Annotated in this window: 16 protein-coding genes and 1 tRNA gene; 10 read left to right on the forward strand and 7 right to left on the reverse strand. The window is 56.4% G+C overall.

Annotation, left to right across the window (positions count from 1 at the left end; all coding sequences use genetic code 11):
- Positions 1-20: 20 nt before the first annotated feature.
- The 3 genes from WFM49_RS02085 to WFM49_RS02095 all read left to right on the forward strand — a co-directional run bounded on the left by WFM49_RS02085 (position 21) and on the right by WFM49_RS02095 (position 3581).
- Complete coding sequence (locus WFM49_RS02085) at positions 21-1442, forward strand: FAD-binding oxidoreductase (protein ID WP_022983265.1); 1422 nt, start codon at positions 21-23, stop codon at positions 1440-1442.
- A 201-nt stretch (positions 1443-1643) separates the two neighbouring features.
- Positions 1644-2759, forward strand: a complete 1116-nt coding sequence (gene mnmA / locus WFM49_RS02090) for a tRNA 2-thiouridine(34) synthase MnmA (RefSeq protein ID WP_009456210.1) — start codon at positions 1644-1646, stop codon at positions 2757-2759.
- 9 nt (positions 2760-2768) lie between these two features.
- Entirely contained in the window at positions 2769-3581 is an 813-nt protein-coding gene (locus tag WFM49_RS02095) for a sulfite exporter TauE/SafE family protein (protein WP_009456212.1), read from the forward strand.
- On the opposite strand, the gene WFM49_RS02100 is transcribed toward WFM49_RS02095, so the two are convergent.
- The gene (locus WFM49_RS02100; protein WP_009456218.1) at positions 3568-4662 is read right to left on the reverse strand and encodes an alpha/beta hydrolase; all 1095 of its coding nucleotides are present in this window, start codon (positions 4660-4662) and stop codon (positions 3568-3570) included. The two genes, WFM49_RS02095 and WFM49_RS02100, sit on opposite strands and share 14 nt — an antisense overlap.
- Positions 4663-4745: 83 nt before the next feature.
- On the opposite strand from WFM49_RS02100, the gene WFM49_RS02105 reads away from it, so the two are divergent.
- Entirely contained in the window at positions 4746-5591 is an 846-nt protein-coding gene (locus tag WFM49_RS02105; RefSeq protein WP_336971414.1) for a helix-turn-helix domain-containing protein, read from the forward strand.
- Positions 5592-5650: 59 nt separating this feature from the next.
- Here the strand turns inward: WFM49_RS02105 and WFM49_RS02110 are convergent, their stop codons facing one another.
- Positions 5651-6262 carry a glutathione S-transferase family protein gene (locus WFM49_RS02110; protein WP_009456225.1) on the reverse strand — a complete coding sequence of 204 codons (612 nt, stop codon included), beginning with the start codon at positions 6260-6262 and terminating at the stop codon, positions 5651-5653.
- A gap of 235 nt (positions 6263-6497) precedes the next feature.
- Between WFM49_RS02110 and purB the strand changes: the two genes are divergently transcribed.
- Positions 6498-7874, forward strand: a complete 1377-nt coding sequence (purB, locus tag WFM49_RS02115) for an adenylosuccinate lyase (RefSeq protein ID WP_009456227.1) — start codon at positions 6498-6500, stop codon at positions 7872-7874.
- A gap of 98 nt (positions 7875-7972) precedes the next feature.
- Positions 7973-8425 carry a c-type cytochrome gene (locus WFM49_RS02120; RefSeq protein WP_009456228.1) on the forward strand — a complete coding sequence of 151 codons (453 nt, stop codon included), beginning with the start codon at positions 7973-7975 and terminating at the stop codon, positions 8423-8425.
- 119 nt (positions 8426-8544) lie between these two features.
- On the opposite strand, the gene WFM49_RS02125 is transcribed toward WFM49_RS02120, so the two are convergent.
- Together WFM49_RS02125 and glnK are read right to left on the reverse strand one after the other, a co-directional pair.
- Positions 8545-9786, reverse strand: coding sequence for an ammonium transporter (locus WFM49_RS02125; protein ID WP_035272617.1), 1242 nt, complete (start codon positions 9784-9786; stop codon positions 8545-8547).
- 14 nt (positions 9787-9800) lie between these two features.
- Entirely contained in the window at positions 9801-10139 is a 339-nt protein-coding gene (glnK, locus tag WFM49_RS02130) for a P-II family nitrogen regulator (RefSeq protein WP_009456229.1), read from the reverse strand.
- Positions 10140-11607: 1468 nt separating this feature from the next.
- Between glnK and WFM49_RS02135 the strand changes: the two genes are divergently transcribed.
- The 3 genes from WFM49_RS02135 to WFM49_RS02145 all read left to right on the forward strand — a co-directional run bounded on the left by WFM49_RS02135 (position 11608) and on the right by WFM49_RS02145 (position 14393).
- Positions 11608-12084 (forward strand): MarR family winged helix-turn-helix transcriptional regulator, encoded by a 477-nt coding sequence (locus tag WFM49_RS02135; protein ID WP_052362886.1) that lies wholly within the window; start codon positions 11608-11610, stop codon positions 12082-12084.
- An 88-nt stretch (positions 12085-12172) separates the two neighbouring features.
- Positions 12173-13051, forward strand: coding sequence for a TauD/TfdA dioxygenase family protein (locus WFM49_RS02140; RefSeq protein ID WP_336971419.1), 879 nt, complete (start codon positions 12173-12175; stop codon positions 13049-13051).
- 37 nt (positions 13052-13088) lie between these two features.
- Positions 13089-14393: an MFS transporter gene (locus tag WFM49_RS02145; RefSeq protein ID WP_009456233.1), complete on the forward strand. Its 1305-nt coding sequence runs from the start codon at positions 13089-13091 to the stop codon at positions 14391-14393.
- Positions 14394-14709: 316 nt separating this feature from the next.
- Here the strand turns inward: WFM49_RS02145 and WFM49_RS02150 are convergent.
- Together WFM49_RS02150 and ypfJ are read right to left on the reverse strand one after the other, a co-directional pair.
- Positions 14710-14785: transfer RNA gene (locus WFM49_RS02150), tRNA-Lys, on the reverse strand.
- Between the two features lie 75 nt (positions 14786-14860).
- On the reverse strand, positions 14861-15712 hold the full coding sequence (gene ypfJ / locus WFM49_RS02155) for a KPN_02809 family neutral zinc metallopeptidase (RefSeq protein ID WP_009456235.1): 852 nt from the start codon (positions 15710-15712) through the stop codon (positions 14861-14863).
- Between the two features lie 265 nt (positions 15713-15977).
- Between ypfJ and WFM49_RS02160 the strand changes: the two genes are divergently transcribed.
- Complete coding sequence (locus WFM49_RS02160; protein ID WP_250755887.1) at positions 15978-17624, forward strand: ABC1 kinase family protein; 1647 nt, start codon at positions 15978-15980, stop codon at positions 17622-17624.
- Between the two features lie 153 nt (positions 17625-17777).
- Here the strand turns inward: WFM49_RS02160 and WFM49_RS02165 are convergent, their stop codons facing one another.
- Positions 17778-18476 carry a cytochrome b/b6 domain-containing protein gene (locus WFM49_RS02165; RefSeq protein ID WP_009456245.1) on the reverse strand — a complete coding sequence of 233 codons (699 nt, stop codon included), beginning with the start codon at positions 18474-18476 and terminating at the stop codon, positions 17778-17780.
- Between the last annotated feature and the right edge of the window lie 53 nt (positions 18477-18529).

Raw genomic sequence — 18529 nt, forward strand, 5'->3', positions numbered from 1 at the left:
TTTGCCTTTTTGGAATGCTCATGAATGCTCCCGGTCATGCCGACCTAGCGCGGCGCCCTTTACCTGAAGGTTTTGTAGAAGCCTTGCAGGCTCAGTTCCAAGAGCGTTGCTCGCTTTCGCACGCCGTGCGTGAACACCATGGACGGGATGAATCGCCGTATCCACCCATGCTGCCTGATGTGGTTGTTTTTGCTCGCAGCACAGAAGAAGTGGCCTGGGTGGCACGTCATTGTCATGAGCACCATGTGCCCCTGATTCCTTACGGGGCTGGCTCCTCGCTGGAAGGGCATTTCCTGGCGATTCAAGGCGGTGTCAGCCTGGATTTGTCCGGTATGGACGAGATCGTCGCAATCAACGCCGAGGACTTCACCGCCACCGTGCAAGCTGGCGTGACACGCATGGCCTTGAACGAGCATATCCGTGATACGGGCTTGTTTTTTCCCATCGACCCCGGTGCGGATGCCAGCCTGGGCGGGATGGCCGCAACGCGTGCGTCGGGTACCAATGCCGTGCGTTACGGCACCATGCGCGAAAACGTCCTGACTTTGAAGGTTGTGACGGCAGATGGCCGCATTATTGATACGGCTAACCGTGCCAAGAAATCCTCCGCCGGTTACGACCTGACCCGCTTGTTCATCGGTAGCGAAGGCACGCTGGGCATTATTACCGAAGTGACGGTGCGTCTGTACCCGCAGCCCGAAGCCATTTCGGCGGCTATCTGTAATTTCCCCGATCTGCGCTCTGCCGTGCAAAGCGTGATCGAGGTCATTCAAATGGGTATCCCGATTGCGCGTGTCGAGTTCATGGATACGGCCGCAGTACGGGCCACCAATGCCTACAGCAAGCTGACACTGAAAGAATCGCCCTTGCTGCTGTTTGAGTTCCACGGCAGCCCCAGCGGTGTGCAGGAACAAGCTCAGGTTGTCCAGGAAATTACCCGTGATAACGGCGGCATGGACTTTGAGTGGGCCGACAAGGCCGAGGATCGTTCCCGCTTGTGGACGGCTCGACACAATGCTTACTTTGCCGGTTTGCAACTGCGTCCTGGCTGCCGCTCCAGCACCACGGACGTTTGTGTGCCTATCTCCGCTTTGGCAGAGTGTGTGGCGCAAACCGCGGCCGATATGGATCAGGCTCCGTTCCCCTATACCATTGTGGGTCACGTGGGCGATGGCAACTTCCACGTCCTGATGCTGCTGGACGCCGATAGTCAGGAAGAGTGGGACGAGTCCGAGCGCTTGAACCATCGTCTGGTAGAGCGTGCCATTGCCATGCAGGGCACCTGCACTGGCGAACACGGTGTGGGCTTGCACAAGATGGAGTTCATGCTGGCCGAGCACGGTCAGGATGCACTGGATGTGATGAGCAGCATCAAGCAGGCGCTGGATCCTCACAACATCATGAATCCCGGCAAGATGTTGCCCCCGCGTCCTCTGGACTGATTCTGCGGTAGTCGCCTTGAAAGCCCAGACCATGTCGTCTGGGCTTTTGTGTCTTGGGCAGCACAGTTTTCCAGAAACCCCAGGTACGGACGGTGTCTGCCTGTACATGTGTCAGGGCAGGCGTACAATGCCTTTTTTAGTTAGTCAGGTGCGCACTGGGCGCAAAGCCCAGCCAATGCGGCACCTCTCATCATCACTGCAATGACTATTTCCACCAAAAAAGGTCGCGTCGTTATCGGAATGTCCGGCGGCGTGGACTCCTCTGTCTCGGCCTGGCTGCTTAAAGAGCAAGGCTATGAAGTCGTGGGCCTGTTCATGAAGAACTGGGAAGACGACGATGACTCCGAATTTTGCTCTTCGCGCCAGGATTGGCTGGACGCGGCCAGCGTGGCCGATCTGGTCGGGGTCGAGATCGAGGCGGTCAACTTCGCTGCGGAATATAAGGACCGCGTGTTTGCGGAGTTCTTGCGGGAATATTCGGCAGGTCGCACCCCGAATCCCGATGTTCTGTGCAATGCGGAAATCAAGTTCAAGGCCTTTCTGGATCACGCCATGACCTTGGGTGCCGACTGGATTGCCACCGGCCATTACGCCCGTGTGCGTGGCGTGCCCATGGCCGGGGGCGGCACCGACTACCAGTTGCTGAAAGGTCTGGATGCGTCCAAAGACCAAAGCTATTTTTTGCATCGCCTGAACCAGGCGCAACTGTCGCGCACCTTGTTCCCCTTGGGCGAGATCAATAAGCAGGAAGTGCGCCGTATTGCCGAGGAACTGAAGCTGCCCAATGCGGCTAAAAAAGACTCGACCGGCATTTGCTTTATTGGCGAGCGTCCTTTCCGCGAGTTCCTGAATCGCTATCTGCCCACTCAACCCGGTCCTATCAAAACACCGGAAGGGCAGGTATTGGGTCAGCACGTGGGTCTGGCTTTCCACACCTATGGTCAGCGCAAGGGTTTGGGCATTGGTGGTGTCAAGGGCAAGCAGCGCGAAGACGGTACCGCCGACGCCTGGTATGCCGCCCGCAAGGATCTGGCCACGAACACGCTGTATGTGGTGCAAGGGCACGATCACCCCTGGCTGTTGCAGTCTGAATTGAAGGCCGAGCAGACCAGTTGGGTAGCGGGCCATCCGCCAGCGCTGGGCCCGATTCATGCCAAGACCCGTTATCGCCAGGCCGATGCGGCCTGCACGATCCTGGCTGCCGAAGGCGACAGCCTGTCTCTTCATTTTGATCAGCCCCAATGGGCCGTAACGCCGGGCCAATCCGTGGTCCTGTACGACGGTGACCGCTGCCTGGGCGGCGGCATTATTCAATAAGAGGCGGGCATGGATCCCATTCTTGTCATCAGTTTGCTGGTGCTGGGTGCCGGTATTGGTTTGGCCGCCGGGCTGCTGGGGATTGGCGGAGGCATGATTCTGGTGCCGTTCCTGACCTTTCTGCTACCGCTGTTTGGTGTGCCGCAAGAGCTGGCCGTGCATGCTTCCATTGCCACGGCCATGGCCACGATTCTGTTCACCTCCTTGTCCAGCGTGAGGGCGCACCATAAACATGGTGCCATTCGCTGGGATGTGGTCAAGGTCATGGTGCCCGGCCTGATCCTGGGTGGGCTGCTGTCGGGCGGCGCGATTTTTGCCATGATCAACAGCACGGCGCTGGCGATTGTGTTCGGTGTGTTCGTCCTGTATTCGGCCTCCAAAATGGCACGCAAGTCGGCCCCGGTGCAAGGCCGCTCTTTGCCTGCCCCATTCTGGATTGCTGCCATGGGAGCCTTGATCGGTTTCGTGTCCGGTCTGCTGGGAGCGGGTGGGGCCTTCTTGTCTGTCCCCTTCATGCTGCGCGGCAATGTGCCTGTGCGGCAGGCCGTCGCTACCTCGGCCGCCTTGGGCTTTTTCATTGCTCTGGCCAATAGCGTGGGTTATATCTGGTCCGGGCAGGCCACCTTTGGCAGCCACCCCGGCATGATTGGTTTTATCTACTGGCCGGCCTTGTTGATTGTTTCGGCCACCAGTATTTGTACCGCCCCCCTGGGCGCCAGTCTGGCCCACAAGATCGATCAGGTGACGCTCAAGCGCATCTTTGCTGGCATGTTGACCGTGCTGGCGATCTACATGATTACGCAGGCCATCACACAGGCTTGATGTTTTCTGGCTGGACTTTGCCATACGCACAGTCCAGCCCATTCAGCTCGGTTTCTTCTGCCGGCTCAAAAACTCCCCCAGCTGTCCAGTGAATTGCTGTCCGTAGCGCAGTCATTGCCTGCTCGCTTTGCGGCAGTGTGCTGCCGTAAGCATGAAATTCGTGCGTCATATCCGGCCAGACATCCAGCCGTATATTGGCCCCCTGCTTGTGCGCCTCTCGGGCAAAATCCCGGATCATGTCGACCAAAATTTCCTTGCCCCCTGCCTGAATGTAGATGGGGGCCAGATGGCGCAGATCCTGTGCAATGGGCGAGAGCCGATCATCACTCCAGGGGCCGTTGCCCTTTAGCCATTGACCGTATTGCAGCGTTTGATAGCCCTGCACCATATCGTAGCGATCATGACCAAACTGGCTGGCGCCGCGTCGTCCTATATCCGTCCAGGGGCTTAGTGCCAAGGCCAGAGAAGGTTGGGGCAGTCCCGCTTGACGCAGGCTGACCAAGCTCATCAGCACCAGGTGTCCGCCTGCCGAGTCGCCTGCCAGGACAATATCCTGGGCGGGGATTCCACGTCCAAGCAGATAGCGGTAGGCGTCTAGCGCATCTTCCTGTTGGGCTGGGTGAGGGTGCTCCGGGGTCAGGCGGTAGTCCACGGCGAAGATGGCTATTTGCAGCTTGTAGGCCAGCAGACGAATGAAGTGGCGTGACACGATTGGGTAGAAAGCATAGCCGCCGCCATGAAAGTACAAGATGGTTTTGCTGCTGTTCGGACGATCTGGAATGAACCAGTCTCCCCGCGGTTCTGGGGACGTGCTGGCCTGCATCTGGACGGGCAAGTCCGGTTCGGCAATCGTGTACAAGCTGTCGAAATAGGCGCGGCCTTCAGCTATGGTTGGCAAGCGGAAGGCGTGGTTGAACTGCTTGCGATAGAACAGGGTGGCGATTTCAAAAGGCACAGACCAGCCGCGCACTAGCGGCTTGGCGATGATACGTCGAGCCAGTACGTCTATGGTGGTGGACCAGAGGGTGAGGGCGCTTCGGCAACGATGAGACCAGGAACCTTGCAAGATAGTTTTGGGCATAAAAGGGCGGTGCTGAAGTAGGATAAAAGGACTTTCAGTGTGGCCCGGCTTGCCTGGGCCGGATAGAACGGAAACGACCTCCCATGTCTGCTTTGCCTTGTGCCCGTTTGCATCACCCCAGCCGAAAAACGGCGTCCATTATCCATCTGGGCGTGGAGCGTGATACCCGTGCTCTGGATCTGCTGCCGCAGCAACGTCTGAACTGTTATCCGGCTTCGCCCCTGGTGGTGTTGTCCTGGGTTTTTCATGGCCAGCTGCACATGGTGCAGACGCCAGTGGGTGGAGGGAGTCCGGTACTGTCAGAGCCCCTGTCCGGCATGCTGTTTGCCGGGCCTTCGCGCACACCTTCCATTAGCTGGTCTCCGGGGCCTGTCCATGCGATTTCGATTGGACTGTACCCGGATGCCTTGAAACGTGTGTTTGGTATCGAGGCCAGCGACTTTCTGGATCAGGTACTGCCCATGGATCAGGTCTTGCCCGCTGCCAGCTGTCAGACACTTGGACAAGCTGGCACAGAAGAAGCCCCTTTATTCGAACAACTGGAGGCGGCAATTCATCGTTGTGCTCATGGCTGTCTGGCGACAGAAGGTGCTGCCACCTTGCATCATTGGTTGACGGCATTGGGGATGAGGATGGCAGCAACACGCACGGGAACGGGCTTGCGTCAGATGCAAAGGCAATTCAAGCGTTGGGCCGGGCAGAGCCAGCGTGAGCTGCAGCTGTATGTGCGTGCCGAGCGGGCTTTTGCCTTGGTGCAGCAGCAGGAAAATCCGGTCTGGTCTGATGTGGCGTTGCAAGCCGGGTATAGCGACCAGTCTCATTTTGGCAGAGAGGTCAAACGGGTTTCGGGCTTTTCACCGGCTCAGTTCGCCCAGCGCATGAAGTCTGATGAGGCCTTCTGGATGTACCGATTGCTGGGCGAGGCCTGAACCAGCAGGCATAAAAAAACCCATTCAAAAGAATGGGCCCTGGCTTGCTGGCGCAACGCTCACTGCGTAGGCGGTAAGGTGCTGGCAAACGAGGGGCGCGCTTGGAGTTTTTCATCCAGGCGTTGCAGATTGCCGTACTGCGAGCGCCAGTCCAGTTCAGGAAAGCGCAGATCCAGATAACCCAGTGCGCAGCCTACGGCAATGTCGGCCAGGCTAAAGCTGGTGCCCATGCAAAAGGACTGGTCACCCAAGGTGTTGTTCATGGATTGCAGGGCGGCGGTAATCTTGCTGTTTTGGCGGTCAATCCAGGCGGGTAGACGCAGCTCTTGGGGACGGCGTTTTTCCACCACGATGGCAACGCAGGCATCAAGCAAGCCATCGGCAATGGCTTCCCAGCATTTGACTGCAGCGCGATCACGTCCGGCTTGGGGAATCAGGCGGCCGACGGGCGAGAGGGTATCCAGATACTCGACGATCACGCGGGAGTCAAACAGATTTGCCTGATCATCCATAATCAGACAGGGGACTTTGCCCAGTGGATTGTGCTTCAGAATATCGCTGTCATCGGCCCACACATCCTCCAGAATCAGCTCGTAGTCGAGCTTTTTTTCCGCCATGACAACACGCACTTTGCGCGCGTATGGGCTGGTGAGGGAAGCTAGAAGTTTCATAAAAAGCTATCAAAAGTTGCAGGCTCAAAAAGTATAGCAGGAACCTATGGGCGAACGTCCCGCAGGCCGGGCCTGAACCTGTCGCTGGAAACAATGTTGGAAAACTGTGGTTTATTCGTCAAAGCCTCGAACAGCCGTCGCATTCTGACCCCATGCTGAACGCGTGGCATACGGGTGCCAGCCTGCAATGTTAGAATGCGGGCTGACTTTATTCCCCCTTCTTTTCTGTAGAACGATGCACATAGCCGATACCCTGAGCACTCTGAATGCCTTGTCGCCATTGGACGGGCGTTATGGCAGCCGTACCGCCCCCTTGCGTGGCCTGTTGTCCGAAGCCGCATTTATGTGGCATCGCGTAGAGGTCGAAGTGGCCTGGTTGATCGGCCTGTCCGACGCGGGTCTGCCCGAACTGCCTACTTTCTCCGCCGAAGCTCGCGAGGTACTCAAGAGCCTGGTGCAGAACTTCTCGGAAGACGATGCCGCCCGCATCAAAGCCATCGAGCGCACCACCAACCACGACGTGAAAGCCGTGGAATACTGGTTGAAAGAAAAAGTGGCCGACCACGCTGAGCTGTCCGCTGCGGCTGAGTTCATCCATTTTTCCTGCACCTCTGAAGACATCAACAACACCTCGCATGCGCTGATGCTGACGCGTGCTCGTGAACAAGTAATCTTGCCGCAACTGCAAGAAGTGTGCGATGCCATCAAGGCTCAGGCCCGCTTGCACGCCGAGCAGCCTTTGCTGTCGCGCACCCACGGTCAGCCTGCCAGCCCCAGCACCATGGGCAAGGAATTTGCCAACGTGGCCGCTCGCCTGCAAAACGCCATTGCGGCCATTGCTGCGGTCCAGCCCCTGGCCAAAATGAATGGTGCCACCGGCAACTACAACGCGCACTTCTCGGCTTACCCCGAAATTGATTGGCCAGCCTTCAGCCAGAAAGTGCTGGCTGGTCTGGGTCTGACGCAAAACGTCTACACCATTCAGATCGAACCCCACGACTGGATGGCCGCTCTGTTTGACGCCATCGCTCGCGCCAACACCATCTTGCTGGACTTCAACCGTGACGTCTGGGGCTACATCTCCCTGGGTTACTTCAAGCAGCGCCTCAAAGAAGGCGAGATCGGTTCGTCCACCATGCCACACAAGGTCAACCCGATTGACTTTGAAAACTCGGAAGGCAACCTGGGCCTGGCCAACGCCATGCTGCGCCATCTGTCCGAAAAGCTGCCTATTTCCCGTTGGCAGCGTGACCTGACCGACTCGACCGTGCTGCGTAACCTGGGCGTGGCTCTGGGTTACAGCGTGGTGGCTTACGACGCCTGCCTGCGTGGTCTGGGCAAACTGGAACTGAACGCCGCAGCTGTCGATGCGGACATCGACGCATGCTGGGAAATCCTGGCCGAGCCGGTTCAAACGGTGATGCGCCGCTACGGTTTGCCCCAGCCTTACGAGCAACTCAAAGCCCTGACACGTGGTCGTGGTATTACTCAGGAAGCGTTGCGCGAGTTTATTGGCGGTCTGGAACTGCCCGCAGACGCTAAAACCTATTTGCTTGAGCTAACTCCACGCAGCTATCTGGGTGTGGCAGTAAAGTTGGCCCAGGCGATCTAAATCCAAACGGCTGTGTTCTTGCACAAGGGCACAGCCGGCCGGGTATCTTGAGCCAGTGCTTTATGAAGTGTTTTATGTTTCATCACACAGGAGTTCACATGAAAAAATTCGCGTTTCTGACTGCCGCTGCCGCCTTGTGTGCTGCGTTTGTCACGCCTGCTACCGCCCAGTTTGCCAAGCCAGAACAGGCCGTGGACTACCGTCAAGCCAGCATGTCACTGATTGGCTCGCACTTTGGTCGTATGGCTCCCGTGGCCAAAAAAGAAGCACCGTATGATGCGGCTGCAATCGCTAAAAACGTAGAAGTGCTGACGGTTTTGGCGGCTTTGCCTTGGGGCGCATTTGGCGCTGGTACCGAAGGCGGCGAGACCAAAGCTGAGGCCTGGAGCGATGCTCAGGGTTTCAAGCAAGCTACCGATGATTTCACCGCTGCAATCGATAAGCTGAAAGTGGCTTCCGATTCGGGCGACTTTGATGCTTTCCGCGTGGCTTTCGGTAATGTGGGCAAGTCCTGTAAGACTTGTCACGACGCTTACCGCAAAGAAAAATAAGCAACTGGTTTGCTTATAAAAAAAGCCCTCGAAAGAGGGCTTTTTCTTTTAGGCCTGTGCCTGTGTTTAAAGGGAGCAGTTTGCCTGCAGGCAGGATTGGCAAGAATCATGATGGGATCTCAATGTTGATAACCCGTTTCACCGTGGGTACGGATATCCAGACCTTCGCGCTCGTGGTCAGCATCGACACGTAAACCGCCGCAGACTAGCTTGGCAACGGTGAAGGCAATCCAGGCAGCCACACCGGACCAGACCAGCGTAACCAGCACGCCTTCGAGCTGAATCCACAACTGCATCCATATACTGTTGCCAGCTGCAGTACCAGGCCCCCCCAGAACAGGTGCGTTGAACAGACCTGTGAGCAAAGCGCCCACAATCCCGCCCAAACCGTGAATGCCAAAAACGTCCAGCGTATCGTCGGCGCGTAACCAGCGCTTCAGAACATTCACACCCCACAAGCAAGCCAGGGAGGTAATCAGGCCAATGGCCAGTGCGCCGGAAGGAGCCACAAAACCGGCTGCCGGGGTAATGCCGACCAAACCTGCGATCGCACCCGAGCAGGCACCCAGCAAGGAAGGATGACCTTTGCTGATCCATTCACCCAAAGTCCAGGCCACAACGCCGATGGCGGCTGCCAGCATGGTGTTGAAGAAGGCCAGCGTGGCATTTTCATTGGCCGACAAAGCCGAGCCTGCGTTGAAACCGAACCAGCCTACCCACAGCAGAGCAGCACCAATAAAGGTCAGGGGCAGGTTATGAGGTGGCATGGCTTCACGACGGTAGTTCAGTCTGGGGCCAATCATCCAGGCACCGACCAGACCGGCAATACCGGCGTTGATATGCACCACCGTGCCACCGGCAAAGTCCAGCGCACCACGGGAGTTGAGCAAGCCGCCGTTCTGTTCATCGGCAAACCAGACCATATGGCAAATGGGCAGATAGGCCAAAGTGAACCAGATCACGGTAAAGACCAGGATGGCGGACAGGCGGGTACGTTCTGCCAGACTACCGACAACCAGAGCGCAAGTCAGGCCGGCAAAGGTGGCCTGAAAAGACGCAAACAGCAGTTCAGGCAAGGTGCCCGACATGGAGAACTGTTGGTCAGCAGCGGTGAACATGCCGTTGAACAAGACCTTGTCGAAACTGCCAATCAAGGGATTGCCAGCGGTAAAGGCCAGTGAGTAGCCATAGATAAACCACAGCACCACCCCCAGACTGAACACCAGCAAGGTCTGGGACAACATGGACAAGGCATTTTTTTGACGCACCATCCCCGAGTAAAACAGGGCCAGGCCCGGCGCGGCCATCATCAGTACCAGAAGCGTGGAGACCAGCATCCACGATAGATCAGCGTTGTTCATGATGGAGTCTCCGATTACAGGGCTTGCTCATCGCATTCGCCGGTGCGGATGCGGATGACATGGTCCAGCGGCTGGACAAAGATCTTGCCGTCACCAATACGTCCGGTGCGGGCACTGCTTTGAATGGCCTCCAGAACGCTTTGCAACTGCTCGTCGGGAATAGCCAGTTCAATGCGGATCTTGGGCAGGAAGTCGACTGCATACTCCGCACCGCGGTAAAGCTCGGTGTGGCCTTTCTGACGACCAAATCCCTTGACCTCGGTAAGCGTCATCCCCTGTATGCCCAGATCGGAAAGGGCCTCGCGTATCTCGTCAACCTTGAAGGGTTTGACGATGGCGGTAATCAATTTCATAGGTGTTCCTGAAGTAAACACAGGCAAGCTGGCCTTGCGGATGCAATGGAACACCGAGAGGGGTAGGAGACGGTTGAGAGGGGGCCGACCGGGATGGGTAATCCTGGTGGATGGCTTGTGTGCAACCGGGCAACGCCGGTTTGAGCGACTCTCCGGCTGTCAGCAGGGTGTGCGACAGCGCGAACGCAAGTGGTAGGCAAGCGGACCTGTGTTGTAGGTTGAAGAGCAACACAATTCCGGCAAGGCGAGTAAGCTAGCTAGGCACGTGACCCCGGTCTTGCCTAGTCGGTGGGCAGCGAGATAACAGCAGCGCTCTGTGACGCCTGTCTCCGCTCATCTCACCACCGCAGGAACAACGACTATGGAAAAATAATATATGTTGCGGCGCAACAAGTGCGCATTTTTTTTTAATAGTCTTAACTTTGCAACATTCGGTTCAGAAAAATGACCGACTGCAGAGCAGGCAGAACAGACCTGTTCGTGCTGGAATTGCCGTGGCTGAATGGCAGGCAGGGCGCCAGGAGGATTCACAGGGCAGCCCGCGTGTCAGCGCTGCCCGTGTATGGATAGAGCTAGTTCTGCGACTAGCAAGGATCAAGAGAGCAGCTCAGGACCTTTGTGCTTTCTGGTTTTTTTGCTGTCTGTACTCTGAGTGGGGAAGGTAAGCGGTACATGCCGCCGGTTAAATGCCTGCAGACCTCCTTGCCATAATTTGAATCCCAGGCAGGCGTCCCATTTGTCGCGTTGGTATAGCCAATGGGTGTGACAAACAGTGCAGTGATACAGACTTTCGGTGCTTTGTTCGTCAGTGTCATCGACTCGTCTGATGGGTTTGAGGTAAGGATGTCGTTGAGCGTTGGGTTGCGATAGTGGAAGGGTTTGGCACATGATGCACATGGTGCCTCGGTCTAGCTGGGCCATACAATGCTCCTCAAATAATTTTGTGGTTGATGTAATAGCGTTTGCAAACTAGCTTGCCAATTAGCGTAGGGTGATGGTTTGTAATAAATATCACCACGATTCACTGTACTGCAGAAAATGTGACAGCCGTTTCAGGCCGCATCTCAATGTAATGACATGCGACCTGCGTATGGCGAGCAAGTGTTCAAATTCCTGCAAATAGCAGCGTCAAAAGCTCTGGCCTTTGACTATTTTTTGGATGGCGGCTCATTGCCAGGAATCTTTTTAGGGTCCGGCTCGGGGTTGGGCGTTTTGCCGGGAGGAGTGGTGTCGGGCGCTTTGGTGGGATCAATGGCAATTGGCATGAACATCTCCTGACTGAAGTGATCTTCCAGCGTATCGGATTTAGGGCGCAGCTAAAGTAAACAACTATGACTGCAGGGCAGGCCGCTCTTGTTTTTTCTTGTTGCATCGAAAAGAAGCTGGGTAGCCAATCGGCGAAGCCATTGCCTGGCGATGCTATGATCAAACTCCTTACAGAAAGCGGACTAGCGCCTTGGGAAGCGAGTTGGAAAAAACCACCCTGGACCTGGAGAATTTTCTCCCTTATCAAGTCACAATACTGGCCTCGCATATTGCGGTGACCTTTGCGCGTCAGCATGCACAGCAATTTGGTTTGTCCATTCCAGAGTGGCGCATCATTGCGACCCTGGGACGCTATGGCACCCTGACCTCGGGCAGTTTGACCGAGCGCACCAGCATGGACAAGGCCAAGGTCAGCCGTGCCGTTTCTCGCCTGACAGCCGCTCAGTTAATTGCTCGTCGCGATAATGAAAACGATATGCGCAGCAATCTGCTGTGTCTGACCGAGCAGGGCCAGCAAGTGCACGATCGCATTGTGCCTATCGCTCTGGATCTGGAGCAGGAGCTGACGTCCGTGCTTAGCCAGGAAGAGCTCAGCTCCTTTAAAGAAATGATGACGCGCCTGGAGAACCGTATGGTCCAGCGCTTTGGCAGCGATTTCAGCGGCGACGCACATATTTGAAGTCTCAAGGGTAATCACCGAGTTGTGCTGGATATTTCTCACGCTAATATTGTTTCGTTTGAAACGAAACAATATTCAGGAGAGGATCATGACGCAGGTCGTAGACAGCCCAATCGCAGCCAGCCGCTTGGAAACCAGAATCATGTCGCCCGCTATCGGTGTCGAGGTAGCGGGTGTCGATTTGACTCAGCCCCTGGAAGATACGCAGGTACAGGAGCTGCGCGCCTTGTTGTTGAAGCATCAATTGCTGGTGTTTCGTGACCAGCCTTTGAATGCGGCACAGCATGTTGCATTTGCCCGTTGCTTTGGTGAGCTGGAAGTGCATCCGGTTTTTCCACACGATCCGGACTATCCCGAGCTGGTGCTGCTGGGGGGCAATAACACGCAGCCGGGGCGTGAGAATATCTACCATAGCGATGTCAGCTGGCGGGCCGAACCTTCCATGGGTTCCATTCTGCGTTGCATTGAATGTCCACCCGCCGGGGGCGATACGATCTGGTGCAATATGGCACTGGCCTATGAGAACTTGCCGCCTCACATCAAAAATATTTTGCACGAGCTGGAAGCCGTACACGATTTATTGCCCGGTTTCATAGACCGTATCCCCGAGGAGGACAGAGCTGCGTTGCGAGATCGTTTTCCAGCGCAAACACACCCTGTGGTGCGCACTCATCCAGAAACTGGCCAGCGGATTTTGTATGTCAGCAGCTGGACTACCCATCTGGCCAATTACATCGAAACCGGCTTTTTCCGTGGCATGCCCGAGCTGCAAAGCGGCGCTCATTTCCTGCTGCAGTATTTGGTGGATCAGGCCCGTCACCCGGAGTATCAGGTGCGCTTGAAATGGCAGCCTCACACCATTGCGTTTTGGGACAACCGGGCCACCCAGCATTACGCCGTTCAGGACTACTTTCCTTTGCCCCGCAAAATGGCCCGAGCCACCATTATTGGTGACCGTCCTTATTAATCGTATCGCTGCACTTTTGACAAGTTGGGGGGGAGACATGGAAAACCAGAAAAAGTATTTCCCAGGACAGCGCTACGTCGTGGTGTTCTTGTTGTTTTTGTTCATGGTGATCAACTTTGCCGATAAGGCGATATTTGGTTTGGTCGCCGTGCCGTTGATGGAGGAGCTGGCCATTGGGCCACAGCAGTTTGGCACCATTGCAGGCAGCTTTTTCTTCCTGTTTGCGATCTCGGGCATTGTGGTGGGTTTTGTGTCCAATACGGTGTCCTCGCGTTTGCTGCTGGTGGGGCTGGTCATTATCTGGTCTGTAGCCCAGGTTCCGATCGCTATGGGAGCCAGCACGATTATTGCCTTGATGGCTTGTCGCATTTTGCTGGGAGTAGGGGAAGGGCCTGCCTATCCCCTGGCCTTGCACGCGTGCTACAAGTGGTTTCCGGATCAGGAGCGTACCTGGCCTACGGCCATTGTGATGCAGGGTGGGCAGGTTGGTATGCTGCTGGCCGGTCCCCTGGTGGGGTATTTGACCATCAGTCATGGCTGGCGCTCGGTGTTTTGGGTGACAGCGGCAGCAGGGCTGATGTGGCTGGTGGTATGGGCCTTGTTGGGCAAGGACGGTCCCATCAGTGCAGCTGCGGCGCCCGCTGCAGGCAAGCACATGCCGCAGTCTCGTTGCTCTTACCGTGCTGTGCTTTTGAATCGTAGTTTCATCGGCAACCTGCTGATGTACTGGGTAGCGTACTGGTGTGCTGCGCTGGTCTTTACCTGGTTGCCCGCTTATTTGCAACGCGGTCTGAACTTCTCGTCGGACACGGCGGGATGGCTGTTCTCCTTGTGCATTTTCGTGGCAATCCCGATTGTGTCGGGCGGCTCTTACCTGTCCAACCGCTTCTTGCGTCAGGGGTATTCGTCCCGAGTGGCACGCAGTCTGGTCACGGTAGGTTTCTTGTTGGCAGGGGCCTTGTGCCTGCTGGCGGCCGCTTACTTGAAGCCGGGTCCAACAGCGGGGATTGTGCTGATCGCCTTGGGCTTGAGTTTCCCCCAGGTCGGTTTTGTGCTTTGTTCGGCAATCTCAGCGCAAATCAGCCCAATCGAAAAGCGAGGTTCTACATTGGCCATCACCAATTCCTTGTCCACAACAGCGGGTCTGGTTGCACCGATTGTGATGGGAAGACTGATTCAGGCCGAGCCAGGTCTTGCCGGTTTTCACCAGGGTTTTGCCTTGACGGCCGTACTTTTGCTGCTGGGAGCCGTGCTGGGTTTTGTCTTGGTGGATCCCTCCCGCACGCTGTCGCAGATTCAGGCAAAGGCAGGAAGTTCTGTGAGTGGTTCGGCTTCTGTTTAAGGCAGGGTGTTGAAGAACGCAGAGTGGCACTGCTTACCGCGTTTTTCTATACACTTGCCTGGATGGACAGTATGGAGATTCAGGAAAAGATGATGGCAAGTGTGACGGGTTTCATGCGGGCCGCTTCATGACCGAATTACAGAAGGGGTGCCACGACTATTGACCGTGTGTAGTATTGTCACCCAAGCCCTGCCACTCAAAAATTGGCAGGGCCCTTGAGCTTCTCAGGGATAGTGTTCAGACGCAAAAAAGCCCGCTGCAGCAGCGGGCTGATTTACGGTGTTACGGCATGGTGTACCGTAAGCAGCAGGACATTTGGTGGGTCGTGACAGACTCGAACTGTCGACCAATGGATTAAGAGTCCAGTGCTCTACCAACTGAGCTAACGACCCCCGTTTCCTGCGAAGAAAAAGATTATAGAACGGAAATTATCTAGCGCAAGATGCGGTTACATAATTTTACGTTTATCAGGAGACCGGGTCAGGACGGGTGAAGGTGTCGCACATTTTCAGCTGTCCGGTTTTATAGCCTTCCATGAACCAGGCCATGCGTTGTTGCGAGCTGCCGTGGGTAAAGGAATCGGGGACCACATAGCCTTGCGATTGCTTTTGCAAGGTGTCATCGCCTACGGCTTGAGCGGCATCCAGGGCCGAGCGAATATCGCCTGGTTCCAGAATCTGGCGTTGCGCGTCAGCGTGGTTTGCCCAAATACCGGCATAGCAATCAGCCTGAAGCTCCAGGCGTACGGAGGCTTGACGAGCCTGGGAGGCGGAGCCGCTGCGACGGGCTTCATCGACACGACGCATCATGCCCAACTGGTTCTGAACATGGTGGCCGACTTCATGCGCAATCACATAGGCAGGGGCAAAGTCGCCCTTGACGCCCATCTTTTGCTCCATCTCGGTGAAAAAGCCCAAGTCTATATAAAGCTTTTGATCGGCAGGACAGTAAAACGGCCCCATGGCAGATTGACCCGCCCCGCAGGCGGTCGGGGTAGCGCCCCGGTACAGCACCAGCACGGGATCGCGGTAGCTGCCATTGGTTTGCTTGGCAAAAACATCACGCCAGACATCCTCGGTTTCGCCCAGGATCTTGGCAATGGTTTGGCCCTGTGCATCCGAGGCTGCAACGGGTTGAGACTGCGGGGCGCTGGTAGGGTCGTCGGCCAGGTTCAGCACCACACTGGGATCCACCCCAAAGTACATGGCCACCAGGGCCAGCACGATTGTCCCCAAGCCGATCTTGCCGCCGCTCAATCGTGGCCCATTGGCACGGCGGTCCTCGACATTACGGCTGGAGCGAGACTTATCCAGACGCATCACGCTCTCCTTGAATTGGAAAACGTCAATGTACTCTGATTTCCGTGGATAGAGCAGGGGCATTTTCGATTCTTGTCATCGGAAAACGGGTAGGGGGCGTTAATTACCCCACCATGACAAGTCATTGAATTGCTTGGCTTAATGTGACTTGTCCAAAGGCTATCCCCGAGCTTGCCCACTGAAAATGTGGATAAGTGGATAAGTAAGTCACCGGGACACTGCGGTATGCTACTTTTCTCAGAGCGTACCCTACTGGAGAGCGAGTATGTTGGGAGGAACCTTGTTGGCCTTGCGCGACCATGCACGAGTCCGTGCCATTGGAGCGGTTATAGCTCGATACGGGATTGGGGATGTGATGCATCGCCTGGGCTTGTCGGACCTCCTGCCCGGTAACAAGACCTCGGTGGCGGCCGAAATGCCCGAGCGCTCGGCACCTGAACGTTTGCGACGTGCGCTGGAAGAGCTGGGTCCGACCTTTATCAAGCTGGGTCAGATTCTGGCTACACGTAATGATTTGCTGTCGTTGGAGTGGACGCAGGAGCTGGAGAAGCTCCAAGGTCACGCCGCGCCGGTGCCTTGGGAAACGATCAGACCCGAGCTGGAGCAGGCTTTGGGTCAAACGGTTGAGCAAGCCTTTGCGCGCTTTGACACCCAGGTGCTGGCCTCGGCCTCCATGGCACAGGTGTATCGCGCCTGTTTGCGGGATGGCACCGAAGTCGTGGTGAAGGTGCAGCGCCCTGGTCTGGAGCCACTGATTCAGGCTGACTTGCGTTTGTTGAAACAGATTGCCCGCCTGGTCCAGCAACAAGGCCTGCTGCCCGAGTATCGCCCTTACGATATCGTGCGTGCCCTGGCTGAAGCCATTGCCGATGAGCTGGACTTCACCCGCGAAGCGGCCAATACCTTGGCGGTGCGCGAGAACATGCAGCCCTTCAAGGACATTGTGGTTCCGCGTGTCTATATGGAGTGGACCAGCGCGACGGTCATGGTGCAGGAGTTTGTCCCCGGGGTCTCGCCCATTCAAGAGGCACAGTTGCAAGCCATTGAGGCGGATCGTCCTTTATTGGCCCGCCGAGGTGCCTTGGCGTTCCTGCATATGGTGCTGGAGGACGGGCTGTTTCATGCTGATCCGCACCCCGGCAATATGATGGCCTTGCCGGGCAATAAGGTTGCCTTTATTGATTTCGGCTTGGTGGGCCATTTGACGGAACGTCGCCGCCAGCAATTGCTGGTGTTGCTACGGGCGATTGTGGATGGACAGGCAGATGGGGTGGCAACGACCTTGCTGGACTGGTCCGGGGCAGAGGACTTTGATTGGAGCCGTCTGGAAGAAAGTGCCCAGCGTTATGTAGCCCGACAAAGCAGTGGGCTGTTGTCCATCTCGGCTGCCTTGCTGGACTTCATGGCTCTGGCGCGCGAGAACCATTTAATTCTGCCGCCGGATCTGGCCTTGCTGTTCAAGGCTTTTATCACGGCGGACGGTGTGCTGAAGCGTCTGGACCCGCAGTTTGATGTGGTCGAAGTCGCGCAGCCCGTGATTATGGGCTTGATGCGCAAGCAGTACTCGCCACGTCGTGTTTATGCGGACCTGCAACGCAGTTTGCTGGAGTCGCGGCAGTTGGCCATGGATGCGCCCCAATTGCTGCGTCTGTTGATGCATAGGGTGCGGCAAGGAAAGATCTCGGCGCGTATTCAAATCGAGGGCATGCCGCGTCTGGCCTCGTCGCTGGAAAAGGCAGCCACCCGTCTGGCCATTGCGATTGTGACGGCGGCTTTTGTATTGATTTTGGGTCCGGTGCTGGTTACGCGCGGTCCCGCATGGCTGGGCCTGACTATTTTCAGCTGGGCGGGTTTATTAGCCGCCGTGCTGGGCCTGGTTCTGGTTTTGTGGGGATTTTGGCGACGGCGCTAAAAAGTATCTTGAGGCCGTCGCTTTCTGCGCAGGAAGTGCTCAAGCGGCTAGTCACCGTCCAGTTTAAAAGACGGCTAGTAAAAATGCGGCTCAGCCCAAACAGTCCCCGCATTATCCCCAGGTTTATTCACAGCTTCTGGGGATAAGTCGGCCTTACATAAAGTCGTCCATGCCACCGCCTACGGGTGCCAGACCTGTCATCCAGTACACGCCCCAGGCAATCAGAGCCACAATGATCAGAGCGAGAAAACGGGTTTTCCAGCTGTCTTTGCTGGCAGGCAGGCTGGCATCGGCGGGAACCGGCATGCTGCCCTTGACCATGACGCTGGTTAATTTCTGACCACGCAACACGCGATACAGGAAAATAGCCAGGATATGCAAGGCAATAATGGCCAGCATGATCCATTCATTGGCTTTGTGCAGGCCCGTCAGGGTTTTGGACCAGTCGCTGCTCAGATAGGCCAAAGGGCCAGTCGTGAAGATGTCGTCATTGGCAAACAGGCCCGAGACGGCTTGAAAGCCGAACACAATCAACATGATCCAGACGGACCAGGCACCGATGGGGTTGTGGCCTGGGTAAACCGCGGGTTTGTCACGCAAGTAGCGCAGGCTGCGTACAGGATTGGGCAGGAAGTGGCTAAAGCGGGAGTAGTAACCACCAATCAGGCCCCAGACCAGGCGAAATGCCAGCAGCCCCAGGGCCAGCAAGCCAAAGCGTACGTGCCAGTCCATCCACAAACCGCCAACCTTGATCGTCACAAAACAGCCCACGATGCTGATCACGAGCAGCCAGTGGAACAGGCGGGTGGGTAGATCCCAGATGAGTAGAGGGCGAGTCGAGGAGGCTTGCATGGGGAAAATCCGGAGAGACTAAGACATCTGATTATAGTCAGTGTTGTCTTGGA

Origin of the sequence: Alcaligenes sp. PF14 (assembly GCF_037150615.1) — a bacterium.
GTDB classification, from domain to species: Bacteria; Pseudomonadota; Gammaproteobacteria; order Burkholderiales; family Burkholderiaceae_B; genus Alcaligenes; species Alcaligenes phenolicus.